Genomic DNA, 24,104 nt, shown 5'->3' on the forward strand with positions numbered 1-24,104 from the left:
CTGCTGCGGGCCGACCGCGACGAGGAACTGGCCGCCGCCCCCCCTCCACCGCCCCGCCCCCGTCGCGGGCGCCGGCGACCTGGCGTACATCATCTACACCTCGGGCTCCACCGGCCGGCCCAAGAGCGTCCTGATCGAGCACCGCGGTGTCGCCACCCGCCTCACCGACGTGATCGAGCACTTCCGGCTGACCCCCGCCGACACGAGCCTGCAGATCACCGCGCTGGGCTTCGACCCCTCCGTACGCGAGCTGTTCGCGCCGCTCGCCGTCGGTGCCACGGTGGCGCTGCTGCCCGCCGACAGCGCCCGTGACCCGCGCGTCGTCGTCGACGAACTGCGCGCCGTCCGGCCCACGGTGATCCTGTTCATCGTCCCGTCCCTGCTCGAAGCCGTGCTCTCGTACGACATCCAGCCCGCCGACGTCGCCGCGCTGCGCCTGGTCGGCACCGGCGGCGAGGCGCTGCGCGCCCCGGAGGCGGGCACGCTCCTGAACGAGTGGGGCTGCGAGGTCGTCAACCAGTACGGCCCCACCGAGAACACCATGATGTCGTGCGTCCACCCGGTCGCCGCGGCGGACCTCGACGGGCGCATCCCCGTCGGTGGCCCGCTCTCCCACACCCGCGTCCACGTCCTCGACGCGCACCTGAACCCGGTGCCCGTCGGCGTCGTCGGCGAGGTGTACCTGGCCGGCATCGGTGTCGGCCGCGGCTACCTGGGCCGCGCGGGGCTGACCGCCGCCCGCTTCGTCGCCAACCCCTTCGGCGTCCCCGGCGAGCGCATGTACCGCAGCGGCGACCTCGCCCGCCGGTGCAAGGACGGCACGCTGGACTTCGTCAGCCGCGTCGACGGACAGGTCAAGCTGCGCGGCTTCCGCATCGAGCTCGGCGAGATCGAGGAGGTGCTGACCGAGCACCCGGCCGTCGCCCGCGCCGCGGTCGTCGTGCGCGAGGACCAGCCGGGCGACCGGCGCCTGGCCGCCTACGTCGTACCTGTCGAAGGCGCCGAGGCGCCGACGCCGGACGAGCTGCGCGGCCAGGTCGCCGGCCGGCTGCCCGACTACATGGTCCCGGCCGCCTACGTCCTGCTCGACGCGCTGCCGCTGCGTGGTAACGGCAAGCTCAACCGCGACCTGCTACCGCGCCCCGAGGTCGGCGCCACCACCTCCGGCCGCGCCCCGCGCAGCCCGCGCGAAGAGGTCATGTGCCAGCTGTTCGCCGAGGTCCTCGGCCTGCCGCACGTCAGCATCGATGACGACTTCTTCCAGCTAGGCGGGCACTCGCTGCTGGCCGCCCGGCTCATCGCCCGGGTCCGCACCGCCCTCGGGCTCGAACTGTCGATGGTCTCCTTCTTCGAGGCGCCCACCGTCGCCGGCCTCGCCGAGCGGGCCGGCGTCGACAACGGCGCCGCCGCCCTGGAGACGGTCCTGCCGCTGCGCACCGGCGGCGACCTGAAGCCGCTGTTCTGCATTCACCCCGGCGGCGGCCTCGCCTGGAGCTACTCCAGCTTCCTCAAGTACGTACCGGAGAACATGCCCGTCTACGGCATCCAGGCCCGCGGCCTGCTACGCCCCGACGACATGCCCGCGACGGTACGGGAGATGGCGACCGCGTACGTCCAGGAGATCCGGCGCATCCAGCCCCAGGGGCCCTACCACTTCCTGGGCTGGTCCTTCGGCGGCGTCGTCGCCTTCGAGATGGCCACCCAGCTGCAGGCCGAGGGCGACGAGACGGCGCTGCTCACGATGCTCGACTGCTACCCGGGCGTGCCCGACCACTACCGCGTCAACGAGCAGAACATGGTCGCCGCCCTCCTCGACCCCGAGCGGCCCGGCGTGGTGCCGCAGGCCGGCTCCAAGGAGATCACCGACGTCCTTGAGGTGCTCAAGCAGGACACCGGCGCGCTGGCGAGCCTCACCGAGGACCAGCTCGTCGCGCTGCTGACGGCGATGTCCCACAACCGCCACATCGTCAAGGACCACGAGCCGGAGAAGTTCCTCGGGGACGTGCTCTTCTTCCTGGCCACCGAGGGCCGTAACGACGGCGCGCCGATGCCCGACGTCTGGGAGCAGTACGTCACCGGCCGGGTCACCTGGCACTCCGTCAAGACCACCCACACCGCCATGAACCAGCCGGAGTCGCTGGCCCAGATGGGGCCGGTTCTCGCCGAGGCGCTGGCCGAGATCACCGCTGCCCAGCGCAGCCCGAAGCAGGGGAATGACCGATGACCAATCCGTTCGACGACGAGACCGGCCGCTTCCAGGTGATCGTCAACGCCCGGGGACAGCACTCGCTGTGGCCCGAGTTCGCCGACGTGCCGGCCGGCTGGTCGGTGGTCCTTCCGACCGACAGCCGTGAGGCGTGCCTCGCCTACGTGGAGGCGAACTGGACCGACCTGCGTCCCGCCCCCCTCGAGGAAGGCGCATCGGTATGACCAGCGACTTCGCGGTCCTGAAGGACCGCTCCGTGCTCGCGCTGTTCGCCGCCAGGTCCACCTCCCTGCTCGGCAACGCGATCGCCCCGATCGCGCTCGCGTTCACCGTGCTGCACCTGCCCGGCGGTTCCCCGACGATGCTCGGCGTCGTCCTGGCCGCGCGGCTGCTCAGCCAGGTCACGTTCGTCCTGCTGGGCGGGGCGATCGCCGACCGGCTTCCGAAACTGCGCGTCATGGTCGGCGCCGACCTGGCCGCGGGCCTCACCCAGGGGCTCGCCGCCGCCCTGGTCATCACCGGGCACGCCACTCCGTGGATGCTGGCCGGATTCGCGGCCCTGGCCGGAGCGGCCACCGCGCTCTTCGAGCCCGCCTCGCGGTCCGCGATGCCGCTGCTCGTCTCGGGCGACGACCTGCAGTCCGCCAACTCCCTGCTCAAGCTGTCGATGCGGGGCGGCGGCATCCTCGGCGCGGCCCTGGGCGGTGTGCTGGTCTCCACCGTCGGGGCCGGGAACACCATGCTCGTGCCCGCCGCGACCTTCACGCTCTCCGCGCTGCTGCTGCTCGGCGTCAAGGTCGCCCACCAGCCGCCGCCGTCCGACGCGCCCACGCTGATCCGGCAGATCCGCGAAGGCTGGCAGGAGTTCACGGCCAAGCAGTGGGTGTGGGTGATGGTCTCTCAGCTCGCCTACGTCAACGTCCTGCTCGCTGGCAGCTTCTACGTCCTGGGGCCGGTCATGGCCGACCAGTCCCTGGGCGGGGCCGGCGCCTGGAGCGTGGTGCTCATCGCGCAGGCCCTCGGCTTCATCGTGGGCAGCGTGGTGGCCATCAAGTTCCGCCCGCGCCGCCCGGTGCGCGCGGCCGCCCTCCTCACCATGGGCTTCCCGCTGTCGGTGCTGCTCATGGCCGCCGAGGCACCGCTCGCCGCGATCGCCGTCGCCACCTTCCTGGCCGGCATCGTCATCGACGTCTACGAGGTCCTGCTCGACACGTCGCTGCAGAAGAACGTGCCGCCGCACGCCCTGTCGCGCGTCATGTCCTACGAGTCCCTGGGCTCCTTCGCCCTGGTTCCGCTGGGCATGGCGGGCGCCGGGCCCGTGGCCGACGCCGTGGGCGTGCAGGCCGCGCTGTACGGAGCCGCCGCGCTGATCATGCTGGCGGGACCGGCAGTCCTGCTGCTGCGCTCGGTGCGCACCGTGACCGACGTACCCGAATCCGAGGCCGGGCACGAGTCCGGGGCCGAGGCCGCAGAGAAGAGCAAGGCATGACCGCATCCGCCCACGCCGCCACGACCGCCCCCGCGAAGTTCCCGCGCTCCCTGCTGCGCAAGCCGTCGGACGACGCGGCCGCCCGCGTCTTCTGCTTCCCGTACTCCGGGGTCGGCGCCTCGATGTTCAACCAGTGGCCGCGTATGATCGGGGACGTCGAGATCTGCCCCGTGCAGCTGCCGGCCCGCGAGAACCGCTTCCGCGAGGCCCACTACGGCACCTACCAGGACCTCGCGAAGAACCTCGCCGACGAGATGCTGCCCTACCTCGACCGGCCCGCCGTATTCTTCGGGCACTGCGCGGGCTCCCTGCCCGCCTTCGAGACGGCTCTGCGCCTCGCGGAGCTGGGCGGACCGGTACCGCGCGAGGTCGTCGTCTCCGCGCAGGTCGCCCCGCAGGACTGCCCCAAGGACCGGTTCTTGGACATGACCGACGAGGCGCTCGGCACCGAGCTGTCGGAACTCGTCGTCGCCCGCGGCGGGGAGGCCCACCCGATGCTGATCGAACTGACCCTGCACGTGCTGCACCAGGACCTCGACGCCAACCGGGTCTACCACCGGCCGGAGCCGGTCCGGCTGCCCTCCGCCGTCACCGCCCTCACCTGGAGCGAGGACCCGGAGATCGAGCCCGCCGAGCTGACCGGCTGGCAGGAGTGGTCCGAGCAGGTCACCTTCACCGAACTGCCCGGTGCCCACTATGCGTTCCTGAACGCCCCGGCCGAACTGACCCGGCTGCTGCACGCGCTGGCCCTGCCCGGCGCCCCGCTGCCCGCCGTGGCCGTCTCCTCGCCCGCCGAAGGACACCACTGATGACCGACACCATCGACTCCCTGTTCGCGCGCCTCGCGGCCGAACACCCGCACCGCACCGCGGTCACCGGCGACGACGCGACGCTGACGTACGCCGAACTCGATGCACGCGCGAACCGGCTGGCCCACCGCCTGCGCGCCGAGGGCGTACGCCCCGGCGACGTCGTCGCCCTCGCCGCCGGCCGCGGCGCCGCGACCGCCGTCCAGCTGCTCGCCGTCCTCAAGGCGGGCGCGGCCTACCTCGGCCTCGACCGCCGCCAGCCGGCCGCGCGCCGCGACCTGATCCTGCGCGACGCCGCGGTCCGCGTGGTGCTCGCCGACAAGGGCGCCGCCGACGAGCTCGGGGACGCGTACACCGTGATCGTCCCCCAAGACGAGCCGTCGGTCGAGACCGAGACCGAGAGCGAGACCGCCCCGCCGGCGCCCGTCGCCTGCGGTGACCGCGTCGCCTACGTCGCCTACACCTCTGGCTCCACCGGCACCCCGAAGGGGGTGTGCGTCCCGCACCGCGCCGTGCTGCGCCTGGTGCACGGCGCGGACTTCCTGACCGCCACGCCCGACGACGTGTTCCTGCACTTCGCGCCGCTCGCCTTCGACGCCTCCACGCTGGAGATCTGGGGCGCCCTGCTGAAGGGCGCCCGCCTCGCCGTCGCGCCCGACGGCGACCTCTCCCTGGAAGGGCTGCTCTCCTACGTACGGGAGGAGCGGGTCAGCGTCATGTGGCTGACCGCCGGCCTATTCCACCAAGCCGTGGACCTCGGGCTGCGCGACCTGCCCACGCTGCGCCATCTGCTGGCCGGCGGCGACACCCTCTCGGCCGCGCACGTCGACCAGGCGCTCGCCGCGCTACCGCACACCGTCGTCGCCAACGGCTACGGGCCCACCGAGAACACCACGTTCACCACCGTGCACGCCATGACCGAGCCGACCGGAGCGACGGCCGTCCCCGTCGGTCGGCCCATCTCCGGCACCGGCGTCCTGCTCCTCGACGAGCGGCTGCACCCGGTCGCCGACGGCGAGACCGGCGAGATCTACGCGACCGGCACCGGCCTGGCCCACGGCTACCTCGGCAACCCGGGCCTGACCGCCGCCCGCTTCGTCGCCGCCCCCACCGGCGTTCCCGGCGAGCGCATGTACCGCACCGGCGACCTGGCGCGCCGCACCGCCGACGGCACCCTGGAGTTCCTCGGCCGCGCCGACGGCCAGGTCAAGGTACGCGGCTTCCGCATCGAGACCGGCGAGGTCGTGGCCGCGCTGACCGCCCTGCCCGCGGTCGCCCGCGCCGAGGTCGTCGCCCCTCGCGACGGCTCCGGCACCCGCCGGCTGATCGCCTACGTCGTCCCCGCCGACGCCGCGGCCCGGCCCTCCGCGCTCGAGATGCGCACCCGGCTCACCGAGACCCTGCCCTCGTACGCCGTCCCCTCCCTGGTGCGCGTCGTCGACGACCTCCCGCTCACCCCGAACGGCAAGGTCGACCGCACCACGCTGGAACAGCGCTCCGTCCAGGAGCGCCCCGAGGTCAACGCCTCCTACCGCGCACCCGGAAGCGTCCTGGAGCACGCCGTCACCGGCATGTGGTGCGACCACCTGGGCCTGGAGGGCATCGGCGCCGACGACGACTTCTTCGAACTCGGCGGGCACTCGCTGCTCGCGGTGGCGCTCATCGCCGAACTGCACCGCGAGTTCGGCGTGGAGATCTCCCCGATCTCCTTCTACCTCGACCCGACCCCGGCCGGACTGGCCCGGTCCCTGACGCAGGCGGGAGTGACCAGGTGAAGCTGACCGACGTCACGGCCGCCGACCGGGCCGCGATCGACCTGTCCCGCGTCGACCTGTTCGACGCGGCCTACCACGCCGACGGCGACCCGCACGCCGCCTGGGCCGTCATGCGCGAGCAGGCCCCGCTGCACCGCAGCGAACTGCCCGACGGACGCGCCTTCTTCAACGTCACCCGCTACCACGACGCCTGCCGGGTCCTGGGTAACCACCGCGAGTTCACCTCCGAGCGCGGCAGCCTCCTCAGCCAGCTCGGACACGACGACGCCGCCTCCGGCCAGATGCTCGTCGCCACCGACCCGCCCCGCCACAGCGAACTGCGCCGCCCCCTGAACAAGATGTTCACCGGCCGCGGCCTGGCCCGCAGCGAGGACCGCATCCGGGCCGCCGTGCGCTCCCTGGTCGCCGGCGCCCTCGACGGGCCCGTCTGGGACCTGGCCCAGCAGGCCACCATGCTGCCGATGGCGATCGCCGGGGCCCTGATGGACCTGCCCGAGCCGGACTGGAAGGACCTGGTCCAGTGGACGGGCATGGCCGCCGCCCCGCAGGACCCGGTGTTCACCATCCGCAACCCGCACGCCACCCTCGCCATCGCCCACCACCAGCTCTTCGAGTACTTCGCCACGCAGTACGAGGCCCGCAAGGGCACCGACGGCGACGACGCGTTCCGGCTGCTGATGACCATGCGGGACGGCAAACTGACCCGCGAGGAGGTGGTCGTCAACTGCTACAGCCTGCTCCTGGGCGCCAACGCGACCACCCCGCACACCGTGGCCGGCACCGTCCTCGCGCTGATGGAGCGCCCTGACCAGCTCCGCGCCGTGCGCGAGAACCCCGAGCTGATCCCCTCCCTCGTCGAGGAGGGGCTGCGCTGGACCTCCCCGGCCAGCAGCTTCCTGCGCTACGCCGTGGACGACGTGGAGATCGCCGGGGGAGTCGTGCCCCGAGGCGAGGCCGTCGCCGTGTGGGTCGGCTCCGCCAACCGCGACGCCGACATCTTCCCGGAGCCGTACCGCTTCGACGTCCGCCGCTCCGACAACCGCCACATCGCCTTCGGCTACGGCGCCCACTACTGCCTCGGGGCGACCGTGGCACGCCTGACCCTGCGCCTGTTCTTCGAGGAAGTCCTCGACCGGTTCGAGGAGTTCGCTCCGGCCGGCGAACCGCAGCACCTTGTGTCCAACTTCGTCGCGGGCTTCACCAGCCTTCCGGTCCGCGCCATACCGCGCCGCGTCGAGGCGGTGGCGGGCCGATGAACGAGAGGAACCCCCACACCATGGACCAGTCCGCGACGGACCTGACCGCCGTACTGACCGGCATCGTCGGCGAGCAGCTCGGTGGCCAGGAGGTCGGTCCCGACGACGACTTCTACGCCCTGGGCGGCGACTCGCTGATCGCCCTGCGCGTCGTCTCGGCCGTGCAGGAGCGGGGCATTGCGATGACCCTCAAGGACCTTCTCTTCCACCCGACTGTCCACGAGCTGGCCGACCACCTGGCGACGCAGGCCCCCGCCCCCGCCGCCGCGCCGACACCGGCCGCGGAGCGGGGCGCGCTCCTCGACCCCAGCGACCGGATCCTCGTACCGAACGGCGTCGCGGCGGCCCTGCCCGCCTCCGCCCTCCAGGTCGGCATCATCTACCTGTGCGAGACCAGCGGTGACCCGGAGCTCTACCACTCCATCATCGGCTGGGAGACCGTCGCCGCCTTCGACGCGCAGCTGTTCCGCGAGGCCCTGGCCGAACTGTGCGACCGCCACGCCGCGCTGCGTACCTCCTTCGACCTCGGCACGTACTCCGAGTCGGTGCAGCTGCAGTGGGAGAAGGTCGAGACCCCGCTGACCGTCGAGCGGATCGGCGACGACAACCCGGCCAAGGGCCACGACAGCATCCGCGACTGGAGCCGCGAGGGCCTGAGCCTGCCCATCGACTGGAGCCGGGCGCCCCTGTTCCGCTGCCACGTCGTGGCCCAGCCCGACTCCTTCCAGGTCGCGATCGCCAGCCACCACGCGATCGTCGACGGCTGGAGCTACGGCCGGCTCATCGTCGACCTGCTGGAGCTGTACGCCGCCAAGCTGCGCGGCGAGAACGCCGAACTGCCGCAGCCGCCTGCCACCGGCGAGCACGACTTCATCGTCGCCGAGCGCGAGCTGCTCGCGTCCGGCGAGGCCGCCGACTTCTGGCACGGGCAGGCCGGCAGCGAGCCGCTGCTGTTCTCCCGCGGGCAGTTCCACGGCGCGGCCAACGCGGTCGCCGCCGTCGAGTTCACCGTCCCCGGAGCGGTACTCGACGGACTGCGCGCCACCGCCCGAGACGCCGGCGTCTCGCTTAAGTCGCTGGCGCTCGCCGCCCACGCGCGCGCCCTGTCCGCCTGGATCGGCCGCGACGACGTGGTGACCGGCGTCGTCGTCAACACCCGCCCGGAGCGGCCGGGCGCCGATCTGATGGTCGGCCTCTACCTCAACACGGTGCCGCTGCGGCTGACGGACCTCGGCGCGCCCCTGCCCGAGCTGGCCCGCAGGGCCCACGAGTCGGAGCGCGACGGAGCGCCCTACCGTGCCTTCCCGCTCGCGCAGATCGAGAGCCGCCTGGGCCGGCCGCCCTTCGACGTGACCTTCAACTTCATGAACTTCCACGTCTACGAGGACCTGGACGGCACCCAGGGCCTGCGGACCCGCGACTGGTGGGTGAAGGGCAAGCCGAGCTTCCCCTTCCGTGTCGACTTCGAGGTCGACGGCGCCGAGGCAGGCAGCCGCGTCTCGGTCGCCTACGACCCCGCCCTGCTCGACGAGGCCCGCGTACGCGAGTACGCCCGCCACTTCGAGGCCGCCCTCACGACTGCCGGAGGCACTGCATGAGTGAGCGGCGCCGCACCCTGGCGGTGCTCTACGACGACGGCGCGGCCTCCGCGGGCGAGATCGGGGTCGGCCTGGCCGACCTCGGGGACATCGTGTTCCTGCTCCCGCCCACCAGCCACGCCGAACGGCTGCGGCCCGTCCTGGAGAACTTCGGCACCGTGGTGCCGCTCACCGGCACCACCCAGGGCGACATCGCACTGGCGCGGGACCTGGCGCCGGACGCGGTAGTGACCTACAGCGAGCGCATGGTCCGCAGGACGGCGGAGCTCGCCGAGGCGCTGGGCCTGCCGTCCCACACCCCGGAGGTGGCCGCGACGGTCACCGACAAGATCCGCCAGCGCCAGGTGATGCGCGACGCCGGCGTCGACAAGGTCCGCTCCCACCCGCTGAGTTCCCCCGACGAGTGGCCGCGGGTGTACGACGCCGTGGGCCTGCCCGCCATCGTCAAGCCGGTGCGCGGCGGCGGCAGTCGCGACACCTACGCCGTCACGACCGCCGCCGAGATGGAGGAGCTGCTGCCGCGGCTGTTCCCCGAGGGCACGGAGGCCGCGTACACGGTCGAGGAGCTCCTGGAGGGCGTGCCGAGCGCGCCGTACGGCGACTACGTGTCCGTGGAGAGCGTCTGTACGCCGCAGGGCGTCCGGCACTTGGCGGTGACCGGCAAGTTCCCGCTGCTCAAGCCGTTTCGGGAACTGGGCAGCTACTGGCCCTCGCACCTGCCGGCCGACGTCCTGGAAGAGGTCACCGACCTCACCACCCGCGCCCTGGACGCCCTGGGAGTGCGCTACGGCATCACCCACACCGAGCTGAAGCTCACGGCCGACGGCCCGCGCGTCATCGAGGTCAACGGCCGGCTCTCGGGCCATCTCAACCTGATGAGCCGCCGAGTCTGCGGCGTCGACATGGTGCGCCTGGGCGGCCTCCTCGCCCTCGGGGACACCTCGCAGATCCCGGAGTTCGACTACGGCGGCCGCGTCCACTTCCTGTTCAACACCATGGCCCCGGTGGAGCCGTGCCGGCTGGAGGCGATCCACGGGGCCACGGATGTGCGCCAGGTGGAGGGCATCGAGGGCATCCGCCCCTACGTCCGCCCGGGCACCGACCTGGCAGGCGGGGTGATGACCACGCCGCTGGACGTCATCTGGGGCTCCTGCGCCGATCACACGGCGATGCTCGAGGCCCTGGAGGAGGCGCTGCCGAAGCTGACGTACGTCTTCACCCGTCCCGACGGCACCGTGCGCGAGGCGACCGCCGCGGCGCTCACCGACGTGAGCGAGGCCGGCGCATGACGGCGGCGGTGGGCCCCAGGACCTGGCTGCGCAGGTTCCACACCACGCCCGACCCGGCGACCCGCCCGGTCCAACTGGTGTGCCTGCCGCACGCGGGCGGCGCGGCGGGCTACTTCGTCCCGCTCTCCGCGGAACTGTGCGAGGTGGCCGACGTGCTGGCCGTCCAGTACCCTGGCCGCCAGGACCGCTGGCACGAACCCGCCGTCGACGACCTCCACGAGCTGGCCCGGCAGGTTGTCGCCGCGCTCGAACCGGCCCTGGACGACCGCCCGGTGGTGCTGTTCGGACACAGCATGGGTGCGCTGGTGGCGTACGAAGCGGCCCGCCTCCTGAACCCCGCGCGGCTGTACGTGTCCGGATGCCCCGCCCCCTCACGCGGAGTCGATAGCGAGCAGGAGATCACCGACGACCAGGGCATCATCGACGACCTGCGCGCGCTCGACGGAACGGACGCTGAACTGCTCTCCGACCCGGCGCTCCTGGAGCTGATCCTGCCCGCGCTGCGGGCGGACTACCGGGCCGTACGCACCTACAGTTGGCGGACGGGCCCCGAACCGTCCTGTCCGCTGACGGTGCTCACAGGCGACCGTGACCCCCGCACCCCGGCGGACGCGGTCCTGGAATGGAAGCAGCACGGCACGAAGGACATCCGCTTCCACGCCTATGAGGGCGGCCACTTCTACCTCACCGAGCACACCCGGCAGGTGGCGGAACTGATCGCCGCCGACCTCGCCTGAACCCCGAGATGCGATCGGCGAGACACCCCTAGCTTGACTCTGTCGGGGAGTGTCTGGCTGTCGACGGTGTGGGAAACGATCTTTGCCGGCTTGGGAAGCGATCTTCGTAAGCCTCTGGAGGGCCTGGTCAGGCATACTCGTGAACACCCCCACACCGCCCGAGCATCGCAGCGTGGGCGTGGCGCTGGAAGTAGACAGCGGTGCCCAGGAGCCGGTCGACCTCCTTCGCGGTGTTCTCGCGTGCCTTCTCGGGGCTGACGAGCGAGGTCGTCGGGTCGTAGGGCTGCACCCGGATCTTCAGCGCAGCCAGGCTGCGCGCGAGGTCATCGGCGATGCTGAGCAGCCCCACCAGATTCACGTCGCCGCGCTGGCGAGGCGGGGGCAGTTCGTCGGGGTAGCTCTCCAGCGGTTCCAGCGGTTCGTGCAGGTCGGTCAAGGTTCCTCCCGTGCCAGGTGCCAACCTCCCGATTCTCGATCCGGCTCGCCGGGGCTCGCGGGGGAAGTCCCAGATCGGCCATGCCCTGGCCGGTTGCCATCCCCTCACCGGTCGCGGCCCACTCCCCTGCCCTGGTCGGGCCGGTTCGTGTGGTGCTGCTGCTGGTCGGCTGGCTTGACCACGTCGGCCGACTGCTCGGGCTTCGGCCGGTCCTCGATGGCGCGGCGGCGGGCGTTGGCCGCTCGGTTGAAGGCGGCGAGCCGTTCCAGGTTCTCCGGTGTGCGCAACCACGTAGCCGGGTCGGTCGTACGGCCCTCCAGGTACTCCTCGGGCATCGCGGCCTGTTGATGGGCCTGGACCGCGGCGGCCCGCTGCGCCGGGGTGAGCGCGGCGTCCCGGTCCGGGTGGTCGACAGCGTGCGGCGCATCTGACGCCTGATCGTGGTGGTGGTCTTCCGCGTGCGCGGCGGTCGCGGTCGCGGCCGGGGCGTCGTCCCGTGCGGCGGCAGGCGCGGGGCGGGTGGCCCGGATCGCGTTCTGCACGGCGAGGCTGGCGACCCGGGCCCGCTCGTAGCGGCTCGACTCCCGCGGCGGCTTGCCGTCTGCCGCGGCGATCCACCAGGGATCGGGCTCGGTGAAGTCGGCGGTGTAGAAGATCTGGTCGGCGGCCGGGGTCCGGCGGCCGGGCTGGGGAGCGGTGGACTGGCGGGAGTGGTCGGACAGGGCGCGGTTGGCGATGTAGTCGTCCAGGCCGCGCGTGAACTCTTGGCCGCGCAGGGTCTCCAGCAGGTACCGGCGGGCTTCGGCCAGGACGTGGCGGCGGGCGAATTTGCCGCGCACGGTGGAGACGACCGCGGCAACGTCGACGGCGGCAAGTACGGCATCGACGTGCGGGTCCACCCGGGCCCGGATCGCCGCCCCCGCCGCGCGGCAGCGCTGAAGTAGCCCGTCGATCACCTGCTTGCCGAACTTCAGCAGCGCGGACGCCCGCCACCATGCGAGCAGCTGCTTCAACGGGCGCGGGTTCTTCTTCTCGGGACGGGTGTCCTGCGCCGCCCACCACCCGAGGCCGTGGCCGGCCTGCTCGCCGGGCAGCCGCCCGTGCTTCTGCGCGTACTTGTAGGTGAGGCCCTCCAGGACGTCCTCGATCCGCTGGCGGCGAGTGGAGGACCAGTCGATGAGCTCGGAGTCGACACCGGCTTTATGTGATCTGTCCAGCTGTCCGGGGCGTGTCTGTCTCTTCCGGGTTCAGTGCTGAGTGGGCAGGACGCTCACGTTCTCGGTCCTGTCGTGTAGCCGTCCGCGCAGAGCGGTGTTCTCGGCTTCGAGCTCGGCGTTCCTCAAGGCGAGCACCTGGATCTGGTTCGCGTAGGCGGCGCCGGTGGACCGAAGATCACGGACGTCGGCCGCGTGGTCCTGACGTAGCTTGCGCTCCACCTTCCTGAGCCGGGTGATCTCGGAGCGGAGCTCTTCGACCTCGGGTCGGCGGATGTCGGGGGCGGCAAGGATGTCCTTGATGACCGGCGCGACGGGAGAGCGGTAGTAGGAGGCGCGTGACACGCCCGCTTCGCCGCAGATGTTGACGACAGTCAGTGACCCGTCGGTGGCCTCGCTCAAGCCGTGCATGAGGCGTTCGAAGGCCTGCATGAGCGCCTGGTCGTTGGGGGTCAGATCAGGGTGATCAGCGGTCAGCCGCTCGAATGCCTGCCGGACGCGAAGTGCGGTGGTGTCGCTCATGTGTGCTGCGGTTCCTGGGCCGTGTCGGTGATCTCGGTGATGAGGTCATCCAACTGCTGGCTGTACTCGTTCAAAGCGATGAGCTGGAGGGGCGGAAGTTGCTCGCGGCCGGCTTCCTTCGCGGACAGGGCCTGGTCGCGGGCCAGGGTGAGCCGGGGCAGGTGGACCGACGACCGGCGGGAGTTCGGGCAGCTCAAGCACATGTTGTGCAGGGGCAGAGGGCGAACGAGAGACTGAGCGCGCTTGCTGCAGACGGCGGTGGGCGCCTGGTAGAAGCAGTCGTTGAGGACGCCGGGGTGCACCGTCTTGACGAGGTGGCGCATCGTGCGCAGGCGGGAGGGGCTGGCGACGACGCCGGGGAGGTCGCCCAGCTCGCGGCGGATCCGGTCGAACTTGGCGTGGACGTGCTTGGCGGCCCCGCCGGTGGCGCCGTTGCCGTCGTTCCAGTCCCGGTAGAGGTCCTCGACGTAGTCGAGTTTGGCGACGGCTTCCTCAGCGGCGACTTCGGCGGCGAACCCGGAGGCCGAGGCGCACGGGCCGAGGCAGTCCAGGTCAATCCGGCCGAGCCGAACGGTTTCCCACCCCAGTACCACCACCAGCGAATCTGGGTGGCGGTCGTCAATCCGCTGTCCTGACAGCAGAAACGCCGCGGTTTGCGCCACGGCGTCAGAGCGGCGGACATCGCCTGGCCAAGACCGCTCTTGCGGACCGTCTCCACGAGCAGGACCGAACCGGCGTGGGAGACGACCTGAGGGCCGTCGGCCCGGACCCGTACACGCGGGTAGGACCCGATAGGCTGCTTCACCTGGAAAGTGCCTCCGGCTTCAGCGGGAACAAGGACCTCGACAATCCTCATTCTCGCTGGTCAGAGGCACTTTCTGCTTTCCTGATCACCTGCCGGACAGCCCGCTTCATGAAAGCGCGAGGCTAGGCGGACACTCCCGCCTCACCAACCCATCTCCCGCCCGCCGATGCCTCGCCACCCCCATACGCGGCGCCACCTACTGGAACGGCCCCTGACCCGGACCACGACCTCAAGCAGCCGCGATCCGCTGCGGCGGCCAGCCATCCAGGGCCTGAGAGATCGGGGCATGTGACATGGACGATGACTACGGGTCCGTGGTCGCCTCCTACATGCGGGACCACGAACTGGCACACCTCTGCGCAGGACGCCGTGCCCGGCGACGACACCGCCAGCTGACGCCCGGCTGTGGACGCCTCTCGCTGCGCGCGGGCCACCCGCCGCTATTCAACCGATTGGTTGACAAGCCGAAGCGTCGGCCGTAACGTATTTAACCAATCGGTTGAATATGAGAGGTGAGAGGTGGCTGACGACCGGCTGTCCCAGGTGTTCTCCGCCCTGGCCGACCCGACCCGGCGCGACATCGTGGCCCGGCTCGCCGCCGGGGACGCCACGGTCAACGAACTGGCCGAGCCGTACGACGTCACGGTGCAGGCGGTGTCCAAGCACATCAGAGTCCTGGAAGACGCCGGTCTGGTCAGCCGCAGCAGGGAGGCCCAGCGGCGGCCCTGCCACCTGGAGGCAGAGGTCTTCGACCTGATGACGAAGTGGATCGAACGTTACCGACGGGAGGCGGAGGACCGTTTCCGCCGCCTCGATGCCCTCCTTGAACGGATGGACGAGCAGCCGGCGACGAGCACCCCGATGGAGGAAGCGGCATCATGAGCAACACCGGCACGCAGCACCGCAATGAGACGCAGATCGTGGCCGACCCGGCTCTGCCCACCATCGTGATCACCCGGGAGTTCGACGCTCCCCCGGAGCGAGTGTTCCGCGCGTACACCGATCCTGACCTGGTCCTCCAGTGGCTCGGCCCGCGTCGGCTCACGATGCTGATCGACCAGTACGACGCGCGCAGCGGTGGGTCGTACCGCTATGTGCATCGCGACAACGCCGGGGCCGAGTACGGCTTCCACGGTGTGTTCCACGAGGTGCGCCCTCACGAGCGCATCGTGCAGACCTTCACGTACGAGGGCTTCCCCGACAGCGTCAGCCTGGAGACCGCCGTGTTCGAGGACGTGGGTGGTCGCACCCGGGTGACCACCAAGTCGCTCATGGACTCCATCGAAGCCCGCGACTCGATGATCAAGAGCGGCATGGAACACGGCGTCCGCGAGGGCTACGAGCGGCTTGACGAACTGCTCGGCGACCGGCAGAGCGGAAACAACGACCGACACACCAAGACGGAGGCCTGAGGTCATGGCGAGAGCAGCAGCCGACGAGCACCGCATCGTCGCGCGCGTCTTCACCGACCGCGTACGCGGCACGGATCCAGAGGCATGGGACAACCCGGCGCCGTGCGAGGGGTGGGTCGCCCGCGACGTGGTCCGTCACCTCGTCGAGTGGTTCCCCGCCTTCCTGAAGGCGGGCGCCGGAGTCGAACTGCCCAAGGGGCCGTCGGCGGACGAAGACCCAGTGGTCGCCTGGGCGGTGCACAGCAACGGGGTGCAGGCCCTCCTCGACGATCCGGCCACCGCACACAAGCTGCTGTCGAACCCGCACATCGGACAGGTCCCACTGGACCAGGCGGTCGACCGGTTCTACACCGCCGATGTCTTCATGCACACCTGGGACCTGGCACGGGCCACCGGCCAGGACGAACACCTCGATCCCGCCAAGTGCACCCAGTTGCTCGAGGGGATGCTGCCGCTCGACGACGTGCTCCGTGCGAGCGGGCAGTACGGCCCACGGGTCGAGGTGCCGGAGAGCGCCAACGTCCAGACTCGCTTTCTCGCCTTCATCGGCCGCAAGCCCTGACGAGCCGGAAGGCACCGTCGGCGGGGCCAGCGCCGGAGCCCGGTGCGGGTACGCTCGCTCGGCGTCGTCGCTGTGTTCCGCCGCCTCCGTCGTGCAGCCGAGGCGGCGGAGCAGGTCGACGCGGACGGAGTGGAGGACGTGCTAGCCGTCCAGGTCCAGGGCCTCGACCTTAACCGCGGCCGACTCCCCGGGGCCCGTGGTGTCTTGTAGAGCGTCGGAGTGCCGAAGGTCATCCTTCGTCGGTCAGGGCCTTCGAGAAGTCCTCTTCGGAGCCCAGCGAGCGGAGCAGAGGACCGAGGAGCCGGCGGGCCACCGTACCCGGCGCGTCACGCAGTTCGGCCAGGGTAGCGCCGGTGGTCTCCTCGTAGGCGTCGTCGCTGTACCTGTGGTTGCTGGCGAAGACTGACGGTCCGGTGTACCTGCGGCGGCCGCGGAGCCGGGTGGCGCCGACCCCCACCGCCCAGTTCCCGTGGTAGCCCACGTCTTCGGAGACCATGCGGATCAGCTCCAGCATGTGCCGGGTGAGGATGACGGCGGCCGCGTCGAAGAGGACCTGCTCCGCGTCGTCTTCCGGCGCATGCCGGTCGGAGAGGCCGTCGGAGAGGCGGGTCATGAACAGACGTAGCCCACCGTCCTCGAAGTGCTGAACCTCGATCACGTGTTCATCGCCCCAGCGGCCCTCTGGGGCGTACGTCCGGGCGGATGTGAGACTTGACGAACTGCACCGCCACGCCCCTGGCGCGCCGATGCCCTTGGTGGGCGTCACTGAGATCGGGGCTGAAGCTCTGATCCGAGAGGGCGGTCCGCAGTTCCTGATTCTCCTGGACACGGTTGATCAGCGTGTGCAGTCGGAGGTTCCACTCGTGGGCGCCGGTGATGGGCAGGCACATGTCGCGTCGTCCGGCTGCGGGCCGAACTGCCGGAGCTGCGGCAGCTCGCCGGGCGGGCGGGGAAGTTCGGGCCGCTGTGGGAGCTTGCTGAGGGCCTGGACGCGCTGCCGCGCGGCTACGCCATGCACCCCTGCGGGGTGATCATCTCCAATGCGGCGCTGCTGGACCGGCTGCCGGTGCAGCCGACCCCGGCCGGCTACCCGATGGTGCAGGCCGACAAGGAGGACGTCGAGGACCTCGGCCTGCTCAAGCTGGATGTGCTCGGCGTACGCATGCAGTCCGCGATGGCCCACGCGGTCGCCGAGATCCGCCGCACCACCGGACGCCAGCTCGACCTCGACAACCCCGACCACGTCGACCTCAACGACCAGCTCGCCTTCGAGCTCATCCAGGCCTCCGACACCGTCGGCCTCTTCCAGCTCGATTCTGTGTCAACTCCAGCTGTGTTGCATTCCTTACTTCACCGGCTTCCAGGTCCCGCACCCTTGCGTGGTGAACTGACCGTCGGTAGGTGCGATCGTCACCGTGATCGTCTGCGCGGACGTTGCAAACTGGTTGTCGATGGTGCCCTCGTCCTTCTTTCCCAATAGCAGTCCGAGACGTGCGATAGGTGCCCGGCGCATCTCCCCGACGTCCTCCAACAGATCCTCCTATTTCGGGTGTGCCACCACGAGGTGGCCCAGCAATGGCCCCGACTGACACGCCCCCGCAGCTCATGACCGAGCATCGCTCGAATCACCAGTGCCGCCTCCGCTCGCCGCGCGCCGTTGCCTTCTACCGCCGGCAGGGCTGGACCCAGGCCACGCACCCCTCTCCTGAGGGCAGGGGCATCGTCGTCTTCCTCGGCCCCTGTCATCCCGCCCGCACCCTGGCCGCGCTCCCCCTCTGGGCGCGCGCAGGGCTTCACCCCTCCCGCCGACTGTCACGCCAACCCAGTCGTCCAACTCGCCCGCGCGACCGCCAAGACGCTGAAGCGCAGGCCCAACTTCGCCACACAGGGACGAGGCCGCGGCCATTGATCGAAAAGTTCAACTGTGCGGCCTGCTGGGCGCCACCGCAGGCAACCCGTCGACCGTTGCCGCGAGCAGAGGCAGGAGCTGGGCGAGTTTTCCTTGGTCACCGATGGCGTCGAGAAGCCGGGTTTGGTCGGAGTGGACGCGGTGGGCGGCACGCTGGTGGAGGATGCGGCCGCGGGCGGTGAGGTGCAGCAGGACGCGGCGGCGGTCGTCGGGGTCGGGCCGACGGTAGACCAGGTTGCCGGCGACCATGCGGTCGACGAGCTTGGTCAGAGTGGGCGCCGGCATGAGGGCGTGGTCGGCGATTTCGGACATCGGGTGGCCCTGCCCGTCGGCAACGGCCGACAGGACGCGCCACTCCTCCACCGAGGAGCCCTCCTCGGCCAGCACCGCGGCCAAGCGCCGGCCGAGGCGTCGCTCGGCGTGACTGAGGAGGTGGGCAAGGTCCGGGGAGGAGGGTTCGGAGGGCATTGCCGGTGTCCTTCCGATAGGTCTAGTGTTCGGGCACATTACGAGCCTCCGCGAGGGTGCCGGGGCCCGGACCGGGATCCGCGCGCCCAGTGCCCTCACGGAGGTGGTCTGTGCATCCGGTACCGTCCAGAGGGAACGGCGATTCGAGCACGACGCTGGTCGTGGCCCTGGTCGTGCCGCTGCAGGGCCCCGCGGGGGTCTTCGGCCCGTCGTGCGAGCTGGCCGCACAACTGGCCGCGGAGGAACTGAACGCCGTGGGCGGCGTGCTGGACCGGGAGGTCCGCCTGGTCACGGTGGACGGCGGGGCATCGCCGGAGCGGGTGGCGGCCGAGGTCGAGGCCCTGGTGTCGCTGCGCGCCGTCGACGGGGTGGTGGGCTGGCACACCTCGGCCGTGCGCCAGGCGCTGCTGCCGCGGATCGCGGGCCGCGTTCCATACGTCTACACAGCCCAGTACGAGGGCGGCGAGCGCACACCCGGGGTCTTCCTGACGGGCGAGACCGATGCCGCGCAACTGCTGCCGGCGATGCGGCTGCTGGCCGAGGCAACCGGCGCGCGACGCTGGTGCACGGTGGGCAACGACTATGTGTGGCCGCGCGTGACCGCCCGCGCCGCACGGCGATACGTCCGGGCGTGCGGCGGTCTGGTGCGCGACGAGGTCTTCGTGCCGCTGGGGACGCATGAGTTCGGGCCGGTGCTGCGCCGGATCGAGCGGTGCGAGGCGGACGCGGTGCTGATGCTGCTGGTCGGCGACGACGCGGCACGCTTCAACCGGGCGTTCGCCGCGTACGGCCTTCACCAGCGGTGTCTTCGGCTGAGCACCCATATGGACGAGAACATCCTGCTGGCCACCGGTGCCGAGGCCACCGACGGGCTGTGGGCGACGGCCGGTTTCTTCGAGACGCTCGCGACCGCCGAGAGCCTGGACTTCAGCGCCCGTTACGCGGCGCGGTTCGGTGTGGATGCCCCTGTCGTGGGCAGTCTGGGCGAGTCGTGTTTCGAAGGGGTGCGCCTGCTGGCGGCGTTGGCCGAGCGGGCGCGGTCGCTGGACGTGCCGGCGATGTGCACGGTGGGCGAAACGGTCTCCTACGAGGGACCGCGCGGCGCACTGCGGCTGCGCGGCAACCATCTCACCCAACGGCTGTACCTGGCACGGGCGGATGCCTTCGACTTCCACATCGTCACCCAACTCTGACCCCGCTCCCTGCCGTTGACATTACCCTGCCACAGAAATACTTTCTACGGGAAGTATCTGGCGGAGGCGAGGCATCCGTATTCAATGGGGCCCTTCGCTCGCCGCAGTCGCCCATGGACGGGCACCCCGGCCCACGCGGTTTCGCTCCTGTTGGCGTGCTATCTACGCGCATCGAATAAAGGCCCGTTAAAGACCTTTCCCTTAAAGGAAGCGAAACGTTCAAGAAACAGTGCGGCGTGACTCTTCCGTGCAATCACCCGGGGTCGCCCGGGTCGTCCCCAGTGCTGGGAAGAGGGAATGTCGTGACGGAGATCGTCGACAAGGAAGCACCGCCGGCGAGTACGGGCGGACGGACGTACAACAACTGGGCGCAGAACGACACGTTGGAGGACTACTCCCTGCGCTACGCGCCGAAGTCCTTCCGCCGCTGGACCCCCTACGTGGTGGCTACCACGGCACTCGGTGGCATCGCCTACCTCGCCGACTTCGCCATCGGCGGCTCGATCGCCATCTCCAACGGCTTCTCCTCCGCGATGGTCGCGATCCTCGCCGCCGCGGTCGTCATCTTCCTGACCGGCATCCCGATCTCGTACTACTCGGCGAAGTACTCCATCGACATGGACCTGCTGACCCGGGGCGCCGGCTTCGGCTACCTCGGATCCACGCTCACCTCGGTCATCTACGCCAGCTTCACCTTCATCTTCTTCGCCCTCGAAGGCTCGATCATGGCCCAGGCCCTGGAGCTGGGGCTGCACATCCCGCTCGCCGTCGGCTATCTGATCTGCTCGCTGATCATCCTGCCGCTGGTCATCTACGGCATGACGGCGTTGTCGAAGATGCAGGTGTGGACGCAGCCGGTGTGGCTGGTGCTGATGGTCGCGCCGTTCGTGTCCATCGCCATCCAGGAGCCGGACGAGTTCTCGCAGTTCACGCACTTCGCCGGCAACTCCCCCACCGGCTCGAGCATCAGCATGCTCGGCGTCGGCGCGGGCGCGGGCGTGGCCCTGTCGCTGATCGCGCAGATCGGCGAGCAGGTCGACTACCTGCGCTTCATGCCCGACAAGACGCCCGAGAACAGCAGGAAGTGGTGGGGGGCCGTCCTCTCCGCCGGCCCGGGCTGGGTGGTGCTCGGCGCGGCCAAGCAGATCGGCGGGGCCTTCCTCGCCTTCTACATCGCCGGCAGCGTGGGCCTGTCCAAGGCCAACGAGCCCATCCAGCAGTACGTCCACGGTTTCAAGACCTTCGCTGCACCCGTCGCCCTGGGCCTTGCCACGTTCTTCGTGATCCTGTCCCAGATAAAGATCAACTCGACGAACGCGTACTCCGGTTCGCTGTCCTGGTCGAACTTCTTCTCCCGCCTCACCCACCGCCACCCCGGCCGGGTCGTCTACATCTTCCTCAACGTCGGCATCGCGCTGGCCCTGATGGAGGGCGGCGTCTTCGGCTTCCTCAACACCGTCCTCGGCTTCTACTCCAACGTCGCCATCGCCTGGATCGGCGCGGTCGTCGCCGACCTCGTCATCAACAAACCGCTGAAGCTCAGTCCCTCGTACATCGAGTTCAAGCGCGCGCACCTGTACAACTTCAACCCGGTCGGCTTCGGATCGATGCTCATCGCCTCGGCCGTCTCCATCGCGGCCTACTTCGAGGCGTTCGGAGACTACGGCAAGGCATACTCCCCCTTCATCGCCCTGTTCCTCGCGATGGTCCTCTCACCGCTGTTCGCGGTGCTCACGAAGGGCAAGTACTACATCGCCCGCGTCGACGACCTGGAGGAGCCGCTGCTCGGGGCGGACGGCCTGCCCTCCGCGGCCATGCTGACCTGCACCGTGTGCACGACCGACTTCGAGCGGCCGGACGTGGCGAACTGCCCCTTCCACGCCGGGGCGATCTGCTCACTGTGCTGCAGCCTGGAGAAGGACTGCCACGACTCCTGCAAGAGCGGCTCCGGCACGGGACCGGTCGCCCTCGCCATGCCCACCGTGCGGTCCGTGGACTGACCAGCATCACCTTCCCGTGTCCCGTTTGGCTCCGGCTCGCGTTATTCGACGTGGGCCGGAGCCGACGTCGTCAGTCGGTCAGGTCTGCTTTAGCGTCGCGGGCGTACGGTGCTTCGAACGGGCATGCGTCGGTCAGCCCTTTGGCTGGTGCTGGACAGGTAGGACACGAACGGCACCGTCGCTCCCGGCGGACTGCCGCAGCTGCTGGTTCTCGGCCTCCAGGACCTGCAAGACCCGCACGAGTTGCTGGAAGTCTGTACGCAGTTGGTTGTGCTCGGCGCGCAGGCGGGTGAGCTTGTGCTGCAGTTCGTCGTTCTTCCGCTTGAGGTCGTCGACGACCTTCGGGCGTGGCCGAGACCGGCCGCCTCACAGCCAGCCAGCCCTACACCGGCCTGCAGGACCTGTGGCAGCGCGCCCGCCCCTCGCTCCCGCTCGCCCAGCGCCTGCTCCAGATCGGCGCCCTGGACGCTTTCGCCGCCGGCCAGACCCGCCGCGATCTGCTGCTGCAGGCCGAAGAGCTGCACCGGCACTCCCGCAACCGGGCCGCCGCCGACGGGCAACTCCCCCTCAGCGGCGAGCTGGTGACCGCCGAACCGAGCGGCCTGCCCGAGATGACCAGTCGCGACAAGCTCAGCGCTGAAATCGACAGCCTCTCCATCGACGTCACCCACCACCTCATGGAGCACCACCACCGTCTGCTGCGGGAGCTCGGCGCCACCGACGCCGCCCACCTGCGCGGCATGATCCCCGGCCAGGAGGTGCTCCGGGGTCCGGGTCTCCACCCAGACCCCGCCGATCCCCTCCGGCAAGCGGGTCATCTTCTGCACGCTGGAGGACGGCTCCGGCCTGGTCGACATCGCCTTCTTCGAAGACAGCCACGAGGCCTGCGCCCACACCGTGTTCCACTCAGGGCTCCTCCTGGTGCGCGGCACCGTCGAGGCCCGCGGCCCGCGCCGCACCGTCGTCGGCGAAATGGCATGGGATCTCGAAGAAATCGCCGCCGCCCGCCGCGACCACGGCCCCCAAGCCGCACTCGACCTCCTCGACCGCACCACCCCGGCCCCGACCCCGGCACAGCCCGCCGCCCCGGCCCGCACCCTCACCGACGGCACCGCCGGCGCCCGCCTCCACCCCTACGCGGACCTCCAGCCCGCCGGCAGCCGGTCGGCAGACCTTCGCCGACTCGGCCACCGCAGTCAGGGAAGCGCGGGGTGATCACCGTGAGCGAAGGGCGTCACATCCTCCACATCCGGTTCGCCCTTGCGCCCGAGCACGACCCGGATCTCCTTCAGCAACTGCGCCGTCTCCTGGAGGACTTCACGCCGCGCGTGCAGATGCTGGAGCCGGACAGTGCCGTTGCGGACCTCACCGGCGCGCTCCGGTTCTGGCAGCGGGACGCCCGGGGCATCACCGAACTCATCCAGCTGCGGGCCCTGGCGTACTACGGGCTGCGCAGCGCGGCCGCGGCCGCACCCACCGGCCGCTCGCCGCCATGGCCGCCGCCCTCACCCCCTTCAGTCAGCGCACCGTCATCGAGAACGCGCCCGCGGCGATCGACGCATTCCTGCGGCCACGCCCGGTCCGCGAGCTGCCCGGCATCGGCGCCCGGGCCACCGCCACACTCGCCGCATACGGCCTGCACACCATCGGCGCCGTCGCCGATGTCCCCCAGCTCACCCTGCAGCGCCTGCTCGGCGCCCGCGCCGGCCGCGCCCTCCACGAACACGCCCACAGCCGCGACACCCAGGCCGTCGACCCCAACCCGGCACCGGCGAGCATCAGCGCCGACCACCGCTTCCCACGTGACGAACTCGATCCCACCGAGCACCGGCGCGCCCTGCTCGCCCTCGCCGACGACCTCGGCGCCCGCCTACGCACCAGCGACCGGATCGCCCAGGGGCTGACCTGCACCATCCGCTACGCCGACACCAGCGCCACCCGACGCAGCCGCACCCTGCCCGAGGCGACCCAGCACACCGTCCTCCTGGCGCACGCCGCGTACGCGGCGTACGAATCCCTCGGACTACAACGCGCTCGAGTGCGCGGCATCGCGCTGCGCGGCCGACGCCCTGCAGCCCGCCGACCGCGCCACCCGGCAGCTCACCCTCGACTCCGTCGACGACAAGCCGCTCGCCATCGAAGCCGTCGCCGACCGCGACCGCGCCCGCTTCGGGCACGGCGTGCTGTACCCGGCATCCCTCACCATCGCAGCACGAACACCAACTGCCGAAGCCCACAACCACGGCGCCGCCTACAGCCAGCGTCAGACAGGAGGGGACCAATGACCTAACGTCAGCTGGTGGACCTGATGGCGGCGCTGCAGGAGTCCGTGAGCATGGCCCGAGCCGCGCGCGGCGAGAGGGACGTCCACGAACTGCCCGGCACGTCCGCGACGAAGGCCCGGCCCGGAAAGACGGGAAGAAG

Annotated in this window: 21 protein-coding genes and 5 pseudogenes; 18 read left to right on the forward strand and 8 right to left on the reverse strand. The window is 70.8% G+C overall.

Going from position 1 to position 24,104, the window contains the following annotated elements:
* Window positions 1-91 precede the first annotated feature (91 nt).
* Genes ACZ5DS_RS28045 through ACZ5DS_RS28085 form a run of 9 tightly spaced genes read left to right on the forward strand, consistent with a single transcriptional unit; the run spans window position 92 to window position 11,159 of the window.
* On the forward strand, window positions 92-2,224 hold the full coding sequence (locus ACZ5DS_RS28045) for an AMP-binding protein (RefSeq protein WP_468243812.1): 2,133 nt from the start codon (window positions 92-94) through the stop codon (window positions 2,222-2,224).
* Entirely contained in the window at window positions 2,221-2,430 is a 210-nt protein-coding gene (locus tag ACZ5DS_RS28050) for an MbtH family protein (RefSeq protein WP_468243636.1), read from the forward strand. Before ACZ5DS_RS28045 ends, ACZ5DS_RS28050 begins: the two co-directional genes overlap by 4 nt.
* A complete protein-coding gene (locus tag ACZ5DS_RS28055) occupies window positions 2,427-3,695 on the forward strand; it encodes an MFS transporter (RefSeq protein WP_468243639.1) in 1,269 nt (422 codons plus the stop codon). The genes ACZ5DS_RS28050 and ACZ5DS_RS28055 overlap by 4 nt, the downstream gene beginning before the upstream one ends.
* Window positions 3,692-4,504 carry a thioesterase II family protein gene (locus ACZ5DS_RS28060; protein WP_468243641.1) on the forward strand — a complete coding sequence of 271 codons (813 nt, stop codon included), beginning with the start codon at window positions 3,692-3,694 and terminating at the stop codon, window positions 4,502-4,504. Before ACZ5DS_RS28055 ends, ACZ5DS_RS28060 begins: the two co-directional genes overlap by 4 nt.
* Window positions 4,504-6,279 (forward strand): amino acid adenylation domain-containing protein, encoded by a 1,776-nt coding sequence (locus ACZ5DS_RS28065; RefSeq protein WP_468243644.1) that lies wholly within the window; start codon window positions 4,504-4,506, stop codon window positions 6,277-6,279. The genes ACZ5DS_RS28060 and ACZ5DS_RS28065 overlap by 1 nt, the downstream gene beginning before the upstream one ends.
* Window positions 6,276-7,535, forward strand: a complete 1,260-nt coding sequence (locus tag ACZ5DS_RS28070) for a cytochrome P450 (RefSeq protein ID WP_468243646.1) — start codon at window positions 6,276-6,278, stop codon at window positions 7,533-7,535. The genes ACZ5DS_RS28065 and ACZ5DS_RS28070 overlap by 4 nt, the downstream gene beginning before the upstream one ends.
* Window positions 7,532-9,133, forward strand: coding sequence for a condensation domain-containing protein (locus ACZ5DS_RS28075; RefSeq protein WP_468243649.1), 1,602 nt, complete (start codon window positions 7,532-7,534; stop codon window positions 9,131-9,133). Before ACZ5DS_RS28070 ends, ACZ5DS_RS28075 begins: the two co-directional genes overlap by 4 nt.
* Entirely contained in the window at window positions 9,130-10,422 is a 1,293-nt protein-coding gene (locus ACZ5DS_RS28080) for an ATP-grasp domain-containing protein (protein ID WP_468243651.1), read from the forward strand. Before ACZ5DS_RS28075 ends, ACZ5DS_RS28080 begins: the two co-directional genes overlap by 4 nt.
* Entirely contained in the window at window positions 10,419-11,159 is a 741-nt protein-coding gene (locus tag ACZ5DS_RS28085) for a thioesterase II family protein (protein ID WP_468243654.1), read from the forward strand. Before ACZ5DS_RS28080 ends, ACZ5DS_RS28085 begins: the two co-directional genes overlap by 4 nt.
* Before the next feature lie 127 nt (window positions 11,160-11,286).
* On the opposite strand, the gene ACZ5DS_RS28090 is transcribed toward ACZ5DS_RS28085, so the two are convergent.
* From ACZ5DS_RS28090 to ACZ5DS_RS28115, 6 genes and pseudogenes are all read right to left on the reverse strand, one after another.
* Window positions 11,287-11,595: a hypothetical protein gene (locus tag ACZ5DS_RS28090; RefSeq protein ID WP_468243656.1), complete on the reverse strand. Its 309-nt coding sequence runs from the start codon at window positions 11,593-11,595 to the stop codon at window positions 11,287-11,289.
* Window positions 11,596-11,699: 104 nt separating this feature from the next.
* Entirely contained in the window at window positions 11,700-12,608 is a 909-nt protein-coding gene (locus tag ACZ5DS_RS28095) for a hypothetical protein (RefSeq protein WP_468243659.1), read from the reverse strand.
* 24 nt (window positions 12,609-12,632) lie between these two features.
* Window positions 12,633-12,812 (reverse strand): annotated as a pseudogene (locus ACZ5DS_RS28100) (MobF family relaxase); the annotation flags it as partial.
* Window positions 12,813-12,842: 30 nt separating this feature from the next.
* Entirely contained in the window at window positions 12,843-13,331 is a 489-nt protein-coding gene (locus ACZ5DS_RS28105; protein ID WP_468243661.1) for a hypothetical protein, read from the reverse strand.
* Window positions 13,328-13,927 carry a hypothetical protein gene (locus ACZ5DS_RS28110; protein WP_468243819.1) on the reverse strand — a complete coding sequence of 200 codons (600 nt, stop codon included), beginning with the start codon at window positions 13,925-13,927 and terminating at the stop codon, window positions 13,328-13,330. Before ACZ5DS_RS28110 ends, ACZ5DS_RS28105 begins: the two co-directional genes overlap by 4 nt.
* A gap of 50 nt (window positions 13,928-13,977) precedes the next feature.
* Window positions 13,978-14,136 (reverse strand): annotated as a pseudogene (locus ACZ5DS_RS28115) (transposase); the annotation flags it as partial.
* A 519-nt stretch (window positions 14,137-14,655) separates the two neighbouring features.
* Here ACZ5DS_RS28115 and ACZ5DS_RS28120 point away from each other — a divergent pair.
* From ACZ5DS_RS28120 to ACZ5DS_RS28130, 3 genes are read left to right on the forward strand one after another with little or no spacing between them, the layout of a single operon-like run.
* Entirely contained in the window at window positions 14,656-15,018 is a 363-nt protein-coding gene (locus ACZ5DS_RS28120; protein WP_468243664.1) for an ArsR/SmtB family transcription factor, read from the forward strand.
* Complete coding sequence (locus tag ACZ5DS_RS28125; protein WP_468243666.1) at window positions 15,015-15,548, forward strand: SRPBCC family protein; 534 nt, start codon at window positions 15,015-15,017, stop codon at window positions 15,546-15,548. Before ACZ5DS_RS28120 ends, ACZ5DS_RS28125 begins: the two co-directional genes overlap by 4 nt.
* A gap of 4 nt (window positions 15,549-15,552) precedes the next feature.
* Complete coding sequence (locus ACZ5DS_RS28130) at window positions 15,553-16,110, forward strand: TIGR03086 family metal-binding protein (protein WP_468243669.1); 558 nt, start codon at window positions 15,553-15,555, stop codon at window positions 16,108-16,110.
* A gap of 229 nt (window positions 16,111-16,339) precedes the next feature.
* Here ACZ5DS_RS28130 and ACZ5DS_RS28135 read toward each other — a convergent pair whose 3' ends face one another.
* A complete protein-coding gene (locus ACZ5DS_RS28135; protein WP_468243672.1) occupies window positions 16,340-16,768 on the reverse strand; it encodes a hypothetical protein in 429 nt (142 codons plus the stop codon).
* A 252-nt stretch (window positions 16,769-17,020) separates the two neighbouring features.
* Here ACZ5DS_RS28135 and ACZ5DS_RS28140 point away from each other — a divergent pair.
* Window positions 17,021-17,473: pseudogene (locus ACZ5DS_RS28140) on the forward strand (DNA polymerase III subunit alpha); the annotation flags it as partial.
* Window positions 17,474-17,748: 275 nt separating this feature from the next.
* Window positions 17,749-17,886, forward strand: a pseudogene (locus tag ACZ5DS_RS28145) (GNAT family N-acetyltransferase); the annotation flags it as partial.
* 142 nt (window positions 17,887-18,028) lie between these two features.
* On the opposite strand, the gene ACZ5DS_RS28150 reads toward ACZ5DS_RS28145, so the two are convergent.
* Complete coding sequence (locus ACZ5DS_RS28150) at window positions 18,029-18,487, reverse strand: MarR family winged helix-turn-helix transcriptional regulator (RefSeq protein WP_468243675.1); 459 nt, start codon at window positions 18,485-18,487, stop codon at window positions 18,029-18,031.
* Between the two features lie 110 nt (window positions 18,488-18,597).
* Between ACZ5DS_RS28150 and ACZ5DS_RS28155 the strand changes: the two genes are divergently transcribed.
* The 4 genes and pseudogenes from ACZ5DS_RS28155 to ACZ5DS_RS28170 all read left to right on the forward strand — a co-directional run bounded on the left by ACZ5DS_RS28155 (window position 18,598) and on the right by ACZ5DS_RS28170 (window position 23,970).
* Window positions 18,598-19,680 (forward strand): substrate-binding domain-containing protein, encoded by a 1,083-nt coding sequence (locus ACZ5DS_RS28155; protein ID WP_468243678.1) that lies wholly within the window; start codon window positions 18,598-18,600, stop codon window positions 19,678-19,680.
* 302 nt (window positions 19,681-19,982) lie between these two features.
* The gene (locus ACZ5DS_RS28160; RefSeq protein ID WP_468243681.1) at window positions 19,983-21,680 is read left to right on the forward strand and encodes a purine-cytosine permease family protein; all 1,698 of its coding nucleotides are present in this window, start codon (window positions 19,983-19,985) and stop codon (window positions 21,678-21,680) included.
* A gap of 353 nt (window positions 21,681-22,033) precedes the next feature.
* Window positions 22,034-22,895 (forward strand): annotated as a pseudogene (locus ACZ5DS_RS28165) (DNA polymerase III subunit alpha); the annotation flags it as partial.
* Between the two features lie 277 nt (window positions 22,896-23,172).
* A complete protein-coding gene (locus tag ACZ5DS_RS28170; RefSeq protein WP_468243684.1) occupies window positions 23,173-23,970 on the forward strand; it encodes a DNA polymerase Y family protein in 798 nt (265 codons plus the stop codon).
* Window positions 23,971-24,104: the final 134 nt, after the last annotated feature.

The organism is Streptomyces sp. NPDC031100 (genome assembly GCF_055570785.1).

Bases quoted from the DNA above. Each gene is read 5' to 3' on its own strand.
- ACZ5DS_RS28050 (WP_468243636.1), top strand. From the start codon at position 2,221: ATGACCAATCCGTTCGACGACGAGACCGGCCGCTTCCAGGTGATCGTC.
- ACZ5DS_RS28055 (WP_468243639.1), top strand. From the start codon at position 2,427: ATGACCAGCGACTTCGCGGTCCTGAAGGACCGCTCCGTGCTCGCGCTG.
- ACZ5DS_RS28060 (WP_468243641.1), top strand. From the start codon at position 3,692: ATGACCGCATCCGCCCACGCCGCCACGACCGCCCCCGCGAAGTTCCCG.
- ACZ5DS_RS28065 (WP_468243644.1), top strand. From the start codon at position 4,504: ATGACCGACACCATCGACTCCCTGTTCGCGCGCCTCGCGGCCGAACAC.
- ACZ5DS_RS28075 (WP_468243649.1), top strand. From the start codon at position 7,532: ATGAACGAGAGGAACCCCCACACCATGGACCAGTCCGCGACGGACCTG.
- ACZ5DS_RS28080 (WP_468243651.1), top strand. From the start codon at position 9,130: ATGAGTGAGCGGCGCCGCACCCTGGCGGTGCTCTACGACGACGGCGCG.
- ACZ5DS_RS28085 (WP_468243654.1), top strand. From the start codon at position 10,419: ATGACGGCGGCGGTGGGCCCCAGGACCTGGCTGCGCAGGTTCCACACC.
- ACZ5DS_RS28105 (WP_468243661.1), bottom strand. From the start codon at position 13,331: ATGAGCGACACCACCGCACTTCGCGTCCGGCAGGCATTCGAGCGGCTG.
- ACZ5DS_RS28125 (WP_468243666.1), top strand. From the start codon at position 15,015: ATGAGCAACACCGGCACGCAGCACCGCAATGAGACGCAGATCGTGGCC.
- ACZ5DS_RS28130 (WP_468243669.1), top strand. From the start codon at position 15,553: ATGGCGAGAGCAGCAGCCGACGAGCACCGCATCGTCGCGCGCGTCTTC.
- ACZ5DS_RS28150 (WP_468243675.1), bottom strand. From the start codon at position 18,487: ATGCCCTCCGAACCCTCCTCCCCGGACCTTGCCCACCTCCTCAGTCAC.
- ACZ5DS_RS28170 (WP_468243684.1), top strand. From the start codon at position 23,173: ATGGCCGCCGCCCTCACCCCCTTCAGTCAGCGCACCGTCATCGAGAAC.